This window comes from Amycolatopsis echigonensis, assembly GCF_014174495.1.
Lineage (GTDB): Bacteria > Actinomycetota > Actinomycetes > Mycobacteriales > Pseudonocardiaceae > Amycolatopsis > Amycolatopsis echigonensis.
This window is the reverse complement of sequence record NZ_JACJHR010000001.1, coordinates 163,878-179,333: the sequence shown is the minus strand read 5'-3', so window position 1 is coordinate 179,333 and position 15,456 is coordinate 163,878. Positions and strand designations below refer to the sequence as shown.

At 68.8% G+C, this 15,456-nt stretch carries 15 protein-coding genes; 9 read left to right on the top strand and 6 right to left on the bottom strand.

Annotated features, from left to right (window positions below):
• Positions 1-63 precede the first annotated feature (63 nt).
• Positions 64-798, top strand: a complete 735-nt coding sequence (locus H5411_RS00855; protein ID WP_183122647.1) for an alpha/beta fold hydrolase — start codon at positions 64-66, stop codon at positions 796-798.
• 565 nt (positions 799-1,363) lie between these two features.
• On the opposite strand, the gene H5411_RS00850 is transcribed toward H5411_RS00855, so the two are convergent.
• A complete protein-coding gene (locus H5411_RS00850) occupies positions 1,364-1,942 on the bottom strand; it encodes a dihydrofolate reductase family protein (RefSeq protein WP_183122646.1) in 579 nt (192 codons plus the stop codon).
• A gap of 142 nt (positions 1,943-2,084) precedes the next feature.
• Entirely contained in the window at positions 2,085-2,384 is a 300-nt protein-coding gene (locus H5411_RS00845; RefSeq protein ID WP_183122645.1) for a hypothetical protein, read from the bottom strand.
• 666 nt (positions 2,385-3,050) lie between these two features.
• Here H5411_RS00845 and H5411_RS00840 point away from each other — a divergent pair.
• Positions 3,051-5,810 carry an alkaline phosphatase family protein gene (locus H5411_RS00840; protein ID WP_312877363.1) on the top strand — a complete coding sequence of 920 codons (2,760 nt, stop codon included), beginning with the start codon at positions 3,051-3,053 and terminating at the stop codon, positions 5,808-5,810.
• A gap of 221 nt (positions 5,811-6,031) precedes the next feature.
• Here the strand turns inward: H5411_RS00840 and H5411_RS00835 are convergent, their stop codons facing one another.
• Together H5411_RS00835 and H5411_RS00830 are read right to left on the bottom strand one after the other, a co-directional pair.
• The gene (locus tag H5411_RS00835; RefSeq protein WP_101440337.1) at positions 6,032-6,439 is read right to left on the bottom strand and encodes a YbjQ family protein; all 408 of its coding nucleotides are present in this window, start codon (positions 6,437-6,439) and stop codon (positions 6,032-6,034) included.
• A gap of 11 nt (positions 6,440-6,450) precedes the next feature.
• Positions 6,451-6,846, bottom strand: coding sequence for a hypothetical protein (locus tag H5411_RS00830; protein ID WP_208637576.1), 396 nt, complete (start codon positions 6,844-6,846; stop codon positions 6,451-6,453).
• Positions 6,847-7,579: 733 nt separating this feature from the next.
• Here H5411_RS00830 and H5411_RS00825 point away from each other — a divergent pair.
• A complete protein-coding gene (locus H5411_RS00825; RefSeq protein ID WP_244194894.1) occupies positions 7,580-9,106 on the top strand; it encodes a radical SAM protein in 1,527 nt (508 codons plus the stop codon).
• Positions 9,103-9,957, top strand: coding sequence for a methyltransferase domain-containing protein (locus tag H5411_RS00820; RefSeq protein WP_101440338.1), 855 nt, complete (start codon positions 9,103-9,105; stop codon positions 9,955-9,957). The genes H5411_RS00825 and H5411_RS00820 overlap by 4 nt, the downstream gene beginning before the upstream one ends.
• 222 nt (positions 9,958-10,179) lie before the next feature.
• Here H5411_RS00820 and H5411_RS00815 read toward each other — a convergent pair whose 3' ends face one another.
• The gene (locus tag H5411_RS00815; protein ID WP_101440339.1) at positions 10,180-10,527 is read right to left on the bottom strand and encodes a DUF427 domain-containing protein; all 348 of its coding nucleotides are present in this window, start codon (positions 10,525-10,527) and stop codon (positions 10,180-10,182) included.
• A gap of 137 nt (positions 10,528-10,664) precedes the next feature.
• On the opposite strand from H5411_RS00815, the gene H5411_RS00810 reads away from it, so the two are divergent.
• From H5411_RS00810 to H5411_RS00795, 4 genes are all read left to right on the top strand, one after another.
• Complete coding sequence (locus H5411_RS00810) at positions 10,665-11,402, top strand: Crp/Fnr family transcriptional regulator (RefSeq protein WP_101440340.1); 738 nt, start codon at positions 10,665-10,667, stop codon at positions 11,400-11,402.
• A gap of 247 nt (positions 11,403-11,649) precedes the next feature.
• Entirely contained in the window at positions 11,650-12,699 is a 1,050-nt protein-coding gene (nrtS, locus tag H5411_RS00805; RefSeq protein ID WP_101440341.1) for a nitrate/nitrite transporter NrtS, read from the top strand.
• Positions 12,700-12,711: 12 nt separating this feature from the next.
• Complete coding sequence (locus H5411_RS00800; RefSeq protein WP_101440342.1) at positions 12,712-13,263, top strand: carboxymuconolactone decarboxylase family protein; 552 nt, start codon at positions 12,712-12,714, stop codon at positions 13,261-13,263.
• Positions 13,260-14,003, top strand: a complete 744-nt coding sequence (locus H5411_RS00795) for a CDP-alcohol phosphatidyltransferase family protein (RefSeq protein WP_183122643.1) — start codon at positions 13,260-13,262, stop codon at positions 14,001-14,003. The genes H5411_RS00800 and H5411_RS00795 overlap by 4 nt, the downstream gene beginning before the upstream one ends.
• A gap of 86 nt (positions 14,004-14,089) precedes the next feature.
• Here the strand turns inward: H5411_RS00795 and H5411_RS00790 are convergent, their stop codons facing one another.
• Positions 14,090-14,716, bottom strand: coding sequence for a TetR/AcrR family transcriptional regulator (locus tag H5411_RS00790; protein WP_101440343.1), 627 nt, complete (start codon positions 14,714-14,716; stop codon positions 14,090-14,092).
• Positions 14,717-14,779: 63 nt separating this feature from the next.
• Between H5411_RS00790 and H5411_RS00785 the strand changes: the two genes are divergently transcribed.
• Positions 14,780-15,385: a class I SAM-dependent methyltransferase gene (locus H5411_RS00785; RefSeq protein WP_244194895.1), complete on the top strand. Its 606-nt coding sequence runs from the start codon at positions 14,780-14,782 to the stop codon at positions 15,383-15,385.
• The last annotated feature ends 71 nt before the right edge of the window (positions 15,386-15,456 follow it).

The following is a 15,456-nucleotide window of genomic DNA, read 5'->3' as shown; positions in this document are numbered from 1 at the left end:
CGTCTGTCTCTTCGACGGCTCGGCCCATCTCGGCCGGAATCAAGCCAACCCAAGGAAACGAAGATGACATCCCGTACTTTCGTTCTCGTCCACGGTGCGTGCGATGCCGGATGGACCTGGCGGCCGGTCGCCCTGCACCTGCGCGCACGAGGCCACACCGTGCACACGCCGACGCTGCCTGGTCTGAACACCGGTGACCAGCCCGCGAACGTCCACCTCGCCGACACCGTCGACTACCTGGCCGGCTATGTCGAGCGCGCCGACCTGCGCCAGGTGGTCCTCGTCGGCCACAGCTGGAGCGGTTTCCCGGTGTCCGGAGCAGCCGCACGACTGGCCACCCGCATCTCACGTCTGGTGTACTGGAACGCATTCGTGCCGCACAGTGGCGAAACGATGATCGACCTGTGCCCGCCTCAACTCGGCGAGGTGTTCCGGGCGTCGGTTGCCGCGTCGTCGGACAACTCGGTCAAATTCCCGTTCGAGGTCTTCTGCACTGCCTTGATGCAAGATGCCACGGCCGAGACCCAGAAAACGATCTATTCGCTGCTGGAACGCCAGCCGTTCCACACCATCAGCGAAGCGCTCGACCTCACTGAGTGGGAGCGGCTGCAACTGCCGTCGTCCTACGTGCTGGGCACGGACGACATCTCCATGCCGCCAGGGGAATTCGCCTGGGCGCCCCGGTTCCCGCAGCGCCTGCCGGGAGCTCCGTTGATCTACACCGCGGGCAGCCACCTGGCACAGCTCACGCAGCCCGAATCCCTGGCCGAGGCGCTGATCCGAGCCGCTGAGGGCTAGTCGTCATCTCGGACTCGATCACCCGCACGCCCCGGCGGCGCCACTGTCACGACGCCGACGCACTGTGCCGGTTGCCGGGCGGCATTGCCCCAGGCCGAGGAAGCGCAGTGGAGAACGTTGTGGAGCTCGGAAGCACAGCAGGATGGGCATAATCGTGCACCCGGCGGCAAGGAAAATCCCGGGCTGGCGTTGAACGCCAGCCCGGGTTTTCTTCGTGTTGTGTGATGCGGGGCCGGAGGAGGATTCCGGATCTTCGCGGGGTTTCTGGCACCGCGGCTGGCTCGCCACGGGTGCCGAAAGCACGCAACACGATGGCTCCCCGCGGCACCCGCTGGAATCCGGCGGTGAGTGCTCCGGGGCGTGCGGTGGGCGACCAGCAGGGGGGGCTGGTCGCGATCCCGCTGGACACCGCCACGTCGAGCCCCCGCCCGAGCTGGAAAGGGTGCTGAACAGGCTGGGCCAATCCGGCTTTATCCTTCGCCACGCCCGTGTTCGCGCCCTTTCACCTCCGGCATAAGGCGTAGGCGGCGGCCTCGATCATCTCGTAGATGCCCGACTCGGCTGTTCAGGCCTCGCGGGCGCGCTCGTAGGTCAGGTGGGCAAGGCCGTTCCCCACGATCTTCGTGCGGATCAGGCGCAGAGGTCGCTTGTCGCTGGTCTCGCCGAACAGGCGCTCGCCCGCGCCGAGCACAACCGGGAAGACGGTCAGGCGCAACTCGTCGACCAGGTCGTGCTCCATCAGGGTGCGCACGAGCGGGCGGCTGGCGTACACGACGATCTCCCCCGGTATCTGGTGCTTGAGCTTCGAAACCTCGCTCACTGCCTCGCCCGACATGACGGTCGCGTTCGTCCATTTGGGCTCTTGGAGCGTCGCGGACACGACGTACTTGGGCAAGCGATTCAACCTGTCGACCCACTCGCCGCTCATCAACGGCGACCGTGCGCCGAAGTACTCGTCGCTCCGCCGGCCCATCAGCAGCGCCTCGGCACCCTGCGCCTCGGCCAGTTCGAGCTCCTCCCACGCCTCCCAGTCCTGGCCCATGAACTGCTGGAACCACCCGCCGTGCCTGAACCCTCCCTCGCCACTCGGGTCCTCGACGACGCCGTCGAGCGTGACGTTCTGGCTGACCACTATCTTTCCCATCTCGGTTCTCCTTGCTTTGCCTGGCGGGTGCTGCGTGCGTTGAGACGCGCGCGACGAGGGGGATTGAGCGACGAATTCCGGACGTGCTGGCGTCATTACAGTCATGCGGGCGAACGGAATAGCCGGTGCGAGACCACGTTGTTCACGACTCAGCGGCTTCCAGCACGGGACCGACCTCGACTCCGCCGCCGACCCGCATCACCGGGCAGTCCTTGGCCAGCGCCAGCGCGGAGTCCATGTCCTCGGCGGACACCACCGAGTAGCCGGCCATCCGGTAGTCACTGCCGCCGACCTCGCCGAGCGAGGCGTACTCGGTCACCGCGTTCCCGACGTCCGCAAGGGCCGATCCCAGCCCGCCGAACCAGGCCCGCCACTCGGCCAGCGTCCCGGCGCCGGGAGCGTAGCCGGAGGGCACACGGAAGGAGAAAACGTACTTGGCCATGATCTGTGGTCCTGTTCTGTGTCCGCGGCGCGCCCCGGACTGGGACCGCCTCCATCCGGGTAGACGCCACCGCCCGTCCGGACGGGGCGCTGCGATGCCCAGGATGCGGGCCGACGCACCATGTTTTCCTCCATTGCCGCTCCTCAGTCCTCCAGGTATCGGTTCGGCCCATGCGGGTCAGCGTGGCCAGCGGCTGCTCGGCCAGCCGCACCACGACGTGGCTTCGCCAGCTGACACACTTTCGCGGCAATTCAGACAACGGGGTCACTTCCGCATTTCAGGCGACAATAAGCATCGAAACAGCGGATTTCGGATCGCCCTGGCGGTCGTGGAGCGCGGTGTTCGCGCACAGGAACATGCGTGCGGCTTTCAGATTACGTCGCTGCCGCGTTACCCAAGGTTCGTCTGGCGCGCCCTGCCGATTCCATGCAGCGTGGTTAGGTTCTTCGAGCCGCGCGAATCAGCGAGGCACAACGTACGAAACTGCTCGTAATTCGCGGAGATAGTGATTTCGTCGGCGAGGTCGTCGGGTGAGCGGTAGGTCGTCGACGGTGGCAGCGTTCCGGATGATCTGCTCGCCCCGATTGAAGGGATAGGTTTATGCAAGTCACGAGACGGCGTCGAGAAGTCTCGGGAGTGCGCCGGCAAGGCCGCAGTCTCCGCACCGTGGCAGCCGGCGTGGCTGTCGTCGTCACCGTGGGCACGGGGGTAGCCGCCGCCACCCCTGTGCCGCTCGGCGGCAACCAGGTCGGCACGCAGTACCGCGACGGGCTGCAGGTTTCCGACAATCAGCTCGTCAACCCGCTCGGCGCCCGGCTGATGACCCCGTTCGGCAAGTTCATGGGCTCGACGGTCAGCCCGGACGGTCGGTTCCTCGCGGCGAGCAGCGCCGACAAGTCGGTGGCTCTGCAGATCTTCGATCTGCACAGCTACCGGCTGATCTGGACGGCGGGCAGCGCGTCCGGGGTCAACCAGAAGCTCTCCGACGGCTCCGTCGGGCAGGAGGGTCCGACCTTCTCGCCGGACGGCAAGTTCCTCTGGCTTCCCCAGCAGGACGCCGTCACCCGGTTCCCGGTCAACGCCGGCGGCACCCTCGGCGCGCCGACCCGCTTCCCCATCCCCACGTCGGGCACCCACCTCGCCGACAACGACCGCCATACCGCGCCCAACTCCGCGCTGGTCGGCCAGCTCAAGTACGCGCCGGACGGCTCCGCCCTGTACGCGGCGCTCAACGGCCAGAACACGGTCGTGGCGCTCGACCCCGCCACCGGCGCGGTCAAGAAGACCTGGCACGTCGGCACCGCGCCCCGTCAGCTCGCCTTCGCGGGCGGCAAGCTGTACGTGAGCAACGAGGGCGGCCGCCCGGCTCAGCCCGGCGAGACCGCCATGGACTCGTACGGCACCCAGGTGCCCGCCAACGGGTCCACCGGTGCCTCGACGACCGGCACGGTCAGCGTGATCAACCCCGCGGACCCCGCGGCACCAGTCGGATCGATCGCGGTCGGGCTGCACCCCACCGCGATGTATGCCAAGAACAACGCGCTGTTCGTCGCCAACACCAACAGCGACACCGTCTCGGTCGTCGACACCGCCAAGAACCAGGTCGTGCAGACGATCGACACGAAGCCGTGGCCGTCGTCGAGCGTCGGCTACGAGCCCACTGGCATCGCACTGACCGCCGACGGGCACCTGCTGGTGACCCTCGGCCGGGCCAACGCCGTCGCGGTCTACCGCTACGACGGCGCGCCCCAGCAGCCGGTGGGCTTCATCGGCCTGCTGCCGACGGACTACTACCCGTCGAACGTGGCGACGGTCGGCGGCCAGATCGTGGTCACCAACACCCGCGGCATCGACGCGCGCGGCCCGGCCCTGACTACCTCCTATCCGGGCACGCTCCCGGCGACCGGACACAGCACGCACAGCACTACCGCGTCGCTGACCCGGTTCGCCCTGCCGAGCGACAAGGACATCTCCGGCAAGTACACCGACACGGTCTTCGCCCAGAACGGCTGGGGCAAGAAGGACGACCAGCAGGCCAAGGGAGCCAAGGCGGCAGCCGTGCCGGTGCCGGCCCGCGTCGGCGACCCGTCGACGATCAAGCACGTCTTCCTGCTCATCAACGAGAACCGCACCTACGACCAGATCCTCGGCGACATGAAGCAGGGCAACGGCGACCCGACCCTGACGCAGTTCGGCGCCAAGGTCACGCCGAACCAGCACGCCCTGGCCAAGCAGTTCGGCCTCTACGACAACACCTACGACCCCGCTACCAACTCCGCCGAGGGCCACAACTGGCTCACCCAGGGCGACAACCCCGAGTACACCGAGTCCTCGGCCGGCGAATACCAGCGCAGCTACGACACCGAAGAGGACGTCCTCGGCCACCAGCGTTCGGGCTTCCTGTGGACCGGGGTCAAGGACGCGGGCAAGACCGCCCGCAACTACGGCGAGTTCGAGTACATGGAGGGCAGGCCGTCGGGGACCTGGCAGCAGTACTACTGCGCGTCCAGGAGCGTCGAGAAGGGCGGCGACCCCAGCCAGCTGACCTCCCCCGCGCTGAAGGGCAACTACGGCTCGGCGATTCCGTCGCTCAACGCGATCGCCGACCCGCAGTCCCCTCCGTTCGACCTCTCGATCCCGGACATCTACCGGTCCCAGATCTGGAAGCAGGACTTCGAGAAGAACGGTCCGGCCAACCTCAACATGGTGTGGCTGTCCAGCGACCACACCGGCGGGCCGACCACCCCGTCCGCGGGCGTGGCCGACGGCGACCTCGCCATCGGCCAGATCGTCGACACGATCTCGCACAGCAAGTACTGGAAGGACTCGGCCATCTTCGTGGTCGACGACGACAGCCAGAACGGGGCCGACCACGTCGACGGCCACCGCGCTCCGGTCCAGGTGATCAGCCCGTACGCGGTGCACGGCAAGACCGTCAGCACCTACTACTCGCAGATCAACATGGTCCGCACCATCGAGCAGATCCTGGGCGCGCAGCCGCTCAACGAGAAGCTCGCGGCCGCGACGCCGATGTACGACGCCTTCACCAGCAAACCCGACAACACGCCCTACACGGCGGCGCCGAACCAGGTTCCGCTCACCGAAGGCATCGCCACCCAGCCGTCCTGCGGTCCCGACACCACGGGCCAGACCGGCGCCGCGGCGGCCGCGCTGAACAGGTCGGAGGCGCAGAAGACCGCGGTGCCGGCGAACATGCAAGCCACCGCCGCCGCCTGGCAGGCCTGGCTCGCCGGCCAGCACACCACCGGCAACGGTGCGGTTCCGGATTACTCGAACCCGGAGCAGATGAACCGCTACACCTGGTACCAGACGCACCAATGGGCAACGCCCTACCCCGGTGACCCGAAGATCTACGCCCCGAACGACGTTCCGGGCGCGGTTCTTCCCGGCGCGGACCCCAACTGACGAGTTCGCGGCAACAATTCGACGCAGCACATCACGACGGCCCGCCGGATCTCCGGCGGGCCGTCCTGCTTTTCGTCGGCCCCGAGGGCGAGAGCTCACGGGTCCGGCACGCGGGAACGCCCCGTCATGAAGCACGGCCTGCTGCCCCTCGGCATCAACGCCGAACACTCTCACCGAGACGCGGGCAACCACCGGGCCAGCGCGTACTTTGAGCAGCTGCCTCACCGCAGCTCGCGTGCTCGCGTGGCGCGCCGCCCGCCGATCATGCTGGCGATCCCGGCGCCGAACGCGAGGATCAGCCCGGCGGACATCACGACGTTGCCCGTGACCGTGCCAGGGTTCGAGGAGACGAGGTTCGGGGTCAGCTGCCCGGAGAGGCCGCCGACGCCGACGATCCAGAACGCGATGAACACGCCGAACACCGAATGCCACCACCAGCGGGCGGTGGCCAGCATCAGCAGCCCGGCCAGCACGATGAACAGGATGCCGGGCGGGAACGCGAGCCCGAAGAACCCTTGGGCCTCGGAGAACTTCGCCGGGTCGGCGGCCCACTGCACCAGCAGCCCGACGATGCCTGCGAGCAGCCCGGTGAAAGCGAGCAGGGTGTTGCGGTTGAGACGGCGGAACATGGCGGACTCCTTCATACAGAGGGTTGGCGGGACGAGCGCGCGGTGACGACTGCGGCCACCGCACACACCGCGGCGACGGCGAAGCCGGCCATCTGCGCCCAGCCGGCAGCGAAAGGCCCGAGCCGGTCGGCGTCGAGCAGCTGGTGCACGAACGCGGGTGAGGAGAGCCCGCCGAAGACGAAGAACACGCTCATGACGGTCGCGGCCAGCGGGGTGAACCGTCCCGGGACGAGTGCGACGAGCAACGCGAACGCCGGGTAGATGAACGGGCCGGGTCCGTCGTAACCGGTGGCCTCGTCCCCGATCGCGGCCACGATCAGCGCCACGCACGTCGCGACGAGAAGCGCCCGATGCCTGCCCTGCGCACGGCCGAGCGCGGTACGGGCCATCCGGATCTGTTCAGCCACGGGATTGTCCTCCTCGCCGCGGGAAACTGGCTCGGCTGCCAGTGTCGGCGAGCGGCCCGTACACAGGCATCGGGCGGGAAGCGACACTTTGGCGGCCCGGTCTACGTCACCGGACGTACCCGCGATGTCGGCGCACCGTTGACCGACCCGGATATCCAGACCACGCGAATGTGTTCCATCGGCTGGCGATGCGGGGAAATCGAGCGACGTGGGCACGATTCCGCGCGCCCCTGGGACAGATCATGGAGACCCTGCCCGCTCGGAACCCCCGCAGCCCAACTGAACCGCAGCGACTGCTCTCGTCCTGCTTCAATTCCGCGGGGAATACCGGCGTGCCAGGAAGCGAACCTTCGGTCGCGAGCATCGGGCCACCGCGTCGGGCAACTGTCCCATGTGGACATCATGAGATGCCCCGCCATACATCCTCATTCCGTGAGGTGCCGGTACTTTCTGCCGTCACGCCGGGAGCAACGCCGGAGGTCACGGCGGACCGGAAGGGCTGATGTCTCAGGGGTGCCGACACACTTGCCCGGCTTGGGTCCGGTGCACTACCGCCGTCCGCACAGTGTCGGCGTGCTGACATTTGTGCTGCGGCGATCGGCCTTGGCTGATGGGCTGATGCCCGCACCCTGAGCACGGACCTGGACCGAGGAGCGGCTGGTGGCGGAGCGGAAGCGGGATCGCGACGAGGTGTTCGTCGAGTACACCAAGAGCATCTGCCCGGTGTGCAAGGGTGGTGCTCGACGCGCACGTCAACATCCGGCAGGACAAGGTCTATCTGCGCAAACGCTGCAAGGAACACGGCGAATTCGAGGCGCTGGTCTACGGCGACGCTCAGGCGTACCTGTCCTCGGCCCGGTTCAACAAGCCCGGCACGATCCCGCTGACCTTCCAGACCGAAGTCAAGGACGGCTGCCCGTCGGACTGCGGCCTGTGCCCGGAGCACAAACAGCACGCCTGCCTCGGGATCATCGAGGTCAACACGAACTGCAACCTGGACTGCCCGATCTGCTTCGCCGATTCCGGCCACCAGCCCGACGGTTACGCGATCACCCTGGAGCAGTGCGAGCGGATGCTGGACGTGTTCGTCGCGTCGGAAGGCGAGGCGGAAGTAGTGATGTTCTCCGGCGGGGAACCCACTATCCACAAACACATCCTCGACTTCATCGACCTCGCCCAAGCGAAGCCGATCCGCAACGTCACCCTCAACACCAACGGCATCCGCCTCGCCACCGACAAGCGACTCGTGACCGCGCTCGGGGAGCGCAACGGCCGGAACGGGAAGTCGATCAACATCTACCTGCAGTTCGACGGCTTCGACGAGCGCACGCACCGGGAGATCCGCGGCAAGGATCTCCGCGAGCGCAAGCGGCAGGCGCTGGACAACTGCGCCGAAGCGGGGCTGACCGTCACTCTGGTCGCCGCGGTCGAGCGCGGGCTCAACGAACACGAACTGGGCGACATCGTCGAATTCGGGCTCGCGCATCCGGCGGTGCGGTCGGTGTCGTTCCAGCCGGTCACCCACTCCGGACGGCACGTGGAGTTCGATCCACTGACCCGGCTGACCAACTCCGACGTCATCAACCTGATCGCCGCGCAGCGCCCGGACTGGTTCGGCAAGGAGGACTTCTTCCCGGTGCCGTGCTGCTTCCCGACCTGCCGGTCGATCACCTACCTGCTCTCCGAAGGCACACCGGGCGAACCCGATTTCGGGGTCGTGCCGATCCCGCGGCTGCTCAAGGTCGAGGACTACCTGGACTACGTGTCCAACCGCATCGTGCCCGACTACGCAATCCGGGAGGCGCTGGAGAAACTGTGGAGCGCCTCGGCGTTCATGGGCACTGACACCACCGAAGAGCGGCTACGGCAGACCGCCGAAGCCCTCGACTGCGCCGACGCGTGCGGGGTCAACCTGCCCGAAGCCTTGGCCAACCTCACCGACCGGGCGTTCATGATCGTGGTGCAGGACTTCCAGGACCCCTACACCCTCAACGTCAAACAGCTGATGAAGTGCTGCGTCGAGGAGATCACCCCGGACGGGCGGTTGATCCCCTTCTGCGCCTACAACTCCGTCGGCTACCGGGAACAGGTACGCGGACAGATGTCCGGGGTGAAGGTCGCCGACGTCGTGCCCAACTCGGCAGAACTCCAGCCGTTGCTGGCCGATTCGCCCTACGGTTCCAAAATCGCGGCAGGCAACGGGCACCGGCCGAGCGCCCCGGACACCACCAACGTCGGTCGGCGGGCGGTGCCGGAATGAGCACGCCGGGCGAGATCAAGCTCTGTTGCGCCGCCTCCTACGAGCTCGACGCCGTGGCCCTGGTGCTGGGCGAGTCCTACCACCCCGGCGGGTTCGCCCTGACCCGTCGGCTGGCCGATCAGGTGCGGCTGAGCAGCGGCGAGCGGGTCGCCGACATCGCCAGCGGCCCCGGTGCCACCGCACGGCTGCTCGCGACCGAGTACGACGTCTCGGTCGACGGAGTCGACCTTGGACAGTCCACAGTGGAAGCCGCTACGGCAGCGGCGGGCGAGGCAGGGCTGGCTGCCAAGGTGCGGTTCCACCTCGGCGACGCCGAGCGAATCCCGTTGCCGGACAGCACTTTCGACGCGGTGGTGTGCGAGTGCGCGTTCTGCACCTTCCCCGACAAGGCCACCGCCGCGGCAGAGTTCGCACGAATCCTTCGACCGGGCGGACGGGTCGGCATCACCGACGTGACCGTTGCCGCGGGCGGACTGCCCGGGGAGCTGACGACAGTGGCGGCGTGGGTCGCCTGCATCGCCGACGCCCGCCCGCTCGCGGACTACGCGGCGATCCTGGAACGGGCCGGGCTGCGTATGGTGCACACCGAGCGCCACGACACCGCGATCGCGCGGATGATCGACGAGATCGACGCCCGGCTGCGGCTCCTGCGGATGACCGCGTCCGCCCGACTGGCCGAATCCAGGATCGATGTCGAGGCCGTCCTGCGCTACACGGCGCTGGCCCGGCAGGCCGTCGCCGACGAGCTCATCGGATACGCCCTGCTCGTCGCCGAAAAGCCTGGACAACGCGCTCCCCAGTTAAGGGTCCCGATAGGCCAGGCGGCGGTGACCACGGCCGGGACCAGGTGATAGCTGGCCGTCGGGTTGGCGGTGGCGAGGGCGAACCAGCCGACGGCTGCCAGAAGGGTGACCACCAGGCCCGCATGCCACGGACCGGCGGCGCAGCCCCGGCGTCCTCCCAGATGTTGACCTTGCGGACGGGCAGGCCGATCCGCTCCAGGTCGCCGAGCAGCCGCGAACAGTACGGGCAACCGGGCCGCCAGTACACGGTGGCACCGGTGTCGTTCCCGGTCACGGCGTTGGCGTGCGACCGAACAGACGGCTCCAGAAGCTGCCGCCGGGACGCGGTTCGGGTTCGCCCTCGATCCGCACCGCGGGGTAGAACGCGACGTGGTTCTTGATCCGCCGGGCCAGCGGGCTGGGATGCGGGTAGTACCACGCCACGTCCAGCTCGCTGCCCCGGTCGGAGGTGAGGTTGTAGTAGCTCGCCAGGCCCTTCCACGGGCAGAGCGTCTTGGTCCGGCTCTTGGCGAAGTACTCGGTGTGCACCGAATCCGGCGGGAAGTAGTGGTTTCCTTCGACGCGGACCGTGCGCGGCGCCTCGGCCAGCACGATCCCGTTCCACACGGCACTCAACATGCCTCCATACCACCACCCCTGCGGGAGCCCGGCAGCCGAAGTGTCAGCACGCTGACAGGACGGAAACTCTGTCAGGTCGCTGACACTCCACGGTGATCGGACAGGCATTCCCGGCGGAACACTGTCACGCTGGCCGTATGGCGTTGTCGAAGCTGCCCGCCGCGGCGATGGAGCAGACGATGCGGTTGCTGGGCACCGGTCCCGCCGCCGACATGGCGATCCGGCAGGCTGCGTGGGTAGCCCGCTGCGTCGGCCGCGGCGAGGCCGCTCCCCTGGGCCGCGCCGACGTGGACGCGCTCGCCGCGACGCTCCGGACCCGGACCTACGAGCGCGGCGCGCTCCTCTTCCGCGGCGGCGACGCCGCGGACGGGGTGTGGATCGTGCAGCGCGGCCGCGTCGAGCTGTCGGTGGGTTCCGGACGGCACCGCGCGGTCGTCTACGTGCTGCAGCCCGGGGACGTCGACGGCGACATCCAGCACCTGCTCGACATGCCGCTCACCTACACCGCACGCGCCCTGGACGAGGTCACCGCCCTGTCACTGGACACCGCAGCCTTCGAGAAACTCCTGGCCGAGCACCCGCAGATCGCCCGCCGCTGGCTCTCCAGCGTCGCGCAGCGGCTGGCGACCAGCCAGAGCCGCATCGTCGGGTTGCTCGGCCGGTCGCTGACCGAACAGGTCGCCCGGTTGCTGCTCGACGAAGCCGTCGACGGCGAGGTCCCGCTGCCCCAGCGCACCCTGGCGGCCATGCTCGGCGTGCAGCGGCCGTCCCTGAACAAGATTCTCAAGGAATTCGAGCGCGCCGGCCTGATCGAAGTGCGCTACGCCGCCATCGGCCTGCTCGACCCGGCCAAACTGCTCACCACCGCCGGATAGGAGACGAAACCGCGAGACGCTACGCCACCCGGCCTGCCACCGCGCCATCGAAGACGCCCTCTCGCGGACTGCGGTTCGGTAGTCGTTCGCGCCGCGCTCGAAGACTTCCCCATCGAGATCGCGGTGTCCGGTCACGACCCGCGAGGTGCTGGTCGGTTCACGGTGGTGTCTGCACGCTGACACTTTCCCTGTCAGCAGGACGACGGCTGCGATTAGCTTCCCGGGTCCACGGTTGTGAGGTGACGAGGTGGCGGTCGAGGCATGCCGACACACCGGCTCGCAGGTGTGTCCGCGGTGTTCGTGGACGCGGCCGGGCGAGGCGGCGCTGCTGGTGCTGCGCGGCCGCACTGCGCGCACGGCGTTTCCGGTGGCGCTCGTGGTCGGCACGGTGCTGTCGCTGGTCAATCAGGGCTCGACGATCCTCGCCGGCACGGCAACCGCGAGCACGTGGATTCGAGTGGCGGTGAACTACACGGTGCCGTTTATCGTGGCCAGCGTAGGCTATCTCGCCGGACGCCGCACCGCAGCGGACGCCACGGCCTGGCCCGGTTACCTGGCCCGCTACCACGACGCCCGGCCCGGCATCACCGAGCTCATCCTGGGGCAGGCCACGGACCGGCAGGCGGAACAGCCCTACTCGTGGCTGCTGGAACCGTTGCCCGGCCGCCACGCGGTGGTCCTCGACCTCGCCTGCGGCTCCGCTCCCACCCGCGAGTTGCTTCCGGACGCGCGCTGGCTCGGCGTCGACTTCTCCGCCGGGGAACTGGCGCTCGCCGTGGCCGCCGGCCGCGGCCCGGTGGTCCGCGGCCGCGCCGAGCAGCTGCCGCTCGGCGACCACAGCGTCGGCGCGGTCTGCGCGGCCATGTGTTTGCCGGTGCTGACCCCGCTCGACGCGGCGCTGGCCGAGATGAAACGCGTGCTGCGGCCCGGCGGGACGCTGGTGGCACTGGTCCCGTCCCGGATGCGGTTCGGGCGCGGGCTGCTCGGCTGGTGGCGGGTGATGCGGTCCCTGGGCATCCGCGCCCAGCCCTGGCCCAACCCCGGCGCCCGCGACGGACTGCCGAGAATCCTGCGTGCGCACGGGTTCATCGTCGACACCAGCGAACGCCGCGTGTTCCGGCGCGAGATCGGCGATGCGCACGCGGCGGCACTGCTCATCGACGGGCTGTACCTTCCGGACATCGCACCCGACCGCGTCGAGGCCGCGCGCGCCGCGCTGGCGTCCTGGGCACGACCGGGCCGCCGACTGCCGTTCCCGCTGCGCCGCGTCGTCGCCCACCTGCCCCTCACGAGCTGAGAGGAGAACCTGTTGTCGTATTTGCCGTCGCTGCCCGCCGAGGCCGTCCTGCTCGACGTGTTCCGGTCCTATCCGGACACCGCAGGACCGTTGCTCGACTATCACGAGGCGCTGCTGCGTGGGCCGTCCCCAGTGAGCGTGGCGGAACGCGAGCTCATCGCCGCCTACGTCTCCGGGCTCAATTCCTGCGGCTATTGCCACGGCGTCCACACGGCCACCGCGGCCGCGTTCGGCGTCCCGGGAAACACGCTCAGCGCACTGCTCGCCGATGTCGCCACCGCGCCGGTCGACGAGCGGCTCAAACCGCTCCTGTCTTACGTCGGGAAGCTCACCCGCACCCCGAGCCGGATGACCGAAGCCGACGCCGCCGCGGTGTTCGCTGCGGGCTGGGACGAGCGTGCCCTGCACGACGCGGTCTCGGTGTGCGCGTTGTTCAACCTCATGAACCGCTTGGTCGACGGGCTCGGCATCACGGCCAGCGCGGACTACTTCACCCGCTCGGCGCGGCGGCTGGCCGACGGCGGATACGCGGGTCTCAAAACAATGCTCGGCGACGACCGGTGACGACCGAGCCGGACAGCCGCGCAGCCACCAATGCGCTCCTGGACGGGTTGCGTCAGGGACGGTGGCGGCCGCGAGCCTGGACCAGATTCCTCCTCGACACCACTCGGCGCTCGATCAGTCAAGCCCGGCTGCGGCCACCTGCGCTGGGCGAGATCACCGTGCTGCACCTCGTCTTCGCTGCGGCCGGTCGGCGGAAGCGTCCTGTGTGGACGGTGGCGAGCTGGGTGCTGGCGGCCACCCACCTGGGCATGCTGGAAGACCGCCGCTCCCTCGGCGCGGCCGACATCGTCACCTTGACCCGCGCCAACCTGCCCGCGATCAGCGACGGGTGGGCCGTCCCCCTCGTTGCGCTCGCCAGCGATCTCGCCGACGGCCGTCTCGCCCGCGGGCTCGGCACCGCATCCCGGTTCGGGGCCGCCGCGGACTCGCTGGCCGACGCGGCCTTCTGGGCCTGGTACGCCCTGCACCACGAACCAAGCATCCGGGTCCGCACCGCCGCGCTGGCGGCCTGGGTGGCTCCGGTCGTCGCGGTCGCCACGGCCAGCTTCGGACGCGGCCGGATGGTGGACACGCCACGGCCCGTCCTCGTCCGGCCGGCCGCGGCGATGCAGGCCGTGCTCACCGCCCGCGCCCTCCTCCGCTGGACGCGTGGCTACCGCAGCAGCAGACAGACTCCCCAGTCCCGGAACCGGTCCGGGCATTCCAGCGGCATACCCGCAATCGGGGAAGATGTGTCGTAGCGCTGGCAATGTCCGGCCAGACCGTCACTCGCGCGTCGCTGACGGACCGCAGACGAGCCGAATGAAACGAGACGGAGCCTTGGGGCTCAGGAACCGGCCGCCTCGCACAGTTGCTGGAGCAGGGTTTCCCGTGCCCACTTCTCCCACTTCGCGGGCGACCAGCCTCGTTCCCGGGTGAACACCAGGTACAGCTCCGGGCTCAGCACCCCGTACAGGACATCCGCGGCATGCCGCGCCGACACTCCCGTCCGTGCGCCTGGCTTCGTGACCAGGGACTTCGCGGTCGTGTGCAGGACGGTATAGCGCGGGTCACGGTCCGGCCACAGCGCCGGGATCTCCGGATCCGTCGCGGTGGCGGCCGCGATGACCGGGATGATCGGTGCGACCCGGTCCATGACGGGTCGCGTGCCTCGCACGTGCAGGCGGACGTGTTCGGCCGCGGTCGGAGCGGCGACCGCGCGGCGGAACCAGTCCCGGCCCATCGTTTCCACCGGCTCGGCGTCGCCGGCGATGGTGGTGTCCACGACGTCCTTAAACAGCGCGCGTTTGGCGCCGAAGACGAAGTAGATCGTCTGGACGGCCACCCCGGCCCGGGTCGCGACGTCCTGCAGGCTCGTCGCCCCGTATCCCTTCTCCACGAACAGTTCGCACGCGGCGGCGACGATCTTCGCGCGGGTCTTGCGGGAGCGTTCGGCCTGCTTGTCAGAACTCACGAAGAAGAGTATAGCTCTAGAGAGGAACTCTAGAGGCTGACTCTAGTAACCGGAGGAGAAGTCATGGTCCAGCGGATGCAGGCGAAGAGCCCGGCGGAACAAGAGACGGCGGTCCGGCTGGAGTTCGAGGAGTACTACCGGGAGAAAGCGCCGTGGGACAACGGCGTCACGCCGCCGGAACTGGTTGCGCTGGTCGAGCGCGAGCCGGCCGGGCGCGCGCTCGAACTCGGGTGCGGCACCGGGACCAACGCCGTCTACCTCGCGGAACACGGCTGGGAGGTAGTGGGGGTCGACCTGATCGAACGGGCGATCGAGCAGGCCCGTGCGAAGGCGGACGCGGCCGGAGTGTCCGCACAGTTGCTGCTCGGCGATGCCACTCGATTGGTCGAGCTGGCCGTGGGCGACGGCTTCTCGCTCGTCTTCGACCTGAGCTGCTTCTGCGCCATCCCGGCGCATCGGCGTGACGGCTACGCGGCCGGAGTCACCCGCGCCACGGCACCGGGGGCGAACCTGCTGATGTTCGGGTACGGGCCGGACGCACTGCCCGACAAGATCTTCGGGGTGACCGCCGACGAACTGCGCACACGGTTCTCCGACTGGGATCTCGTCGACGTCACCCCGGGCACGAACCCCTTCCCCACTTTCTGGTTCACCCTGCGCCGCCGCTGAGCGGACGCGAAGTGCCGCTTCACCGCGACCGGTCCTGCTGGCAGGCTTCGCCACGGTGACGCGGGTGATCT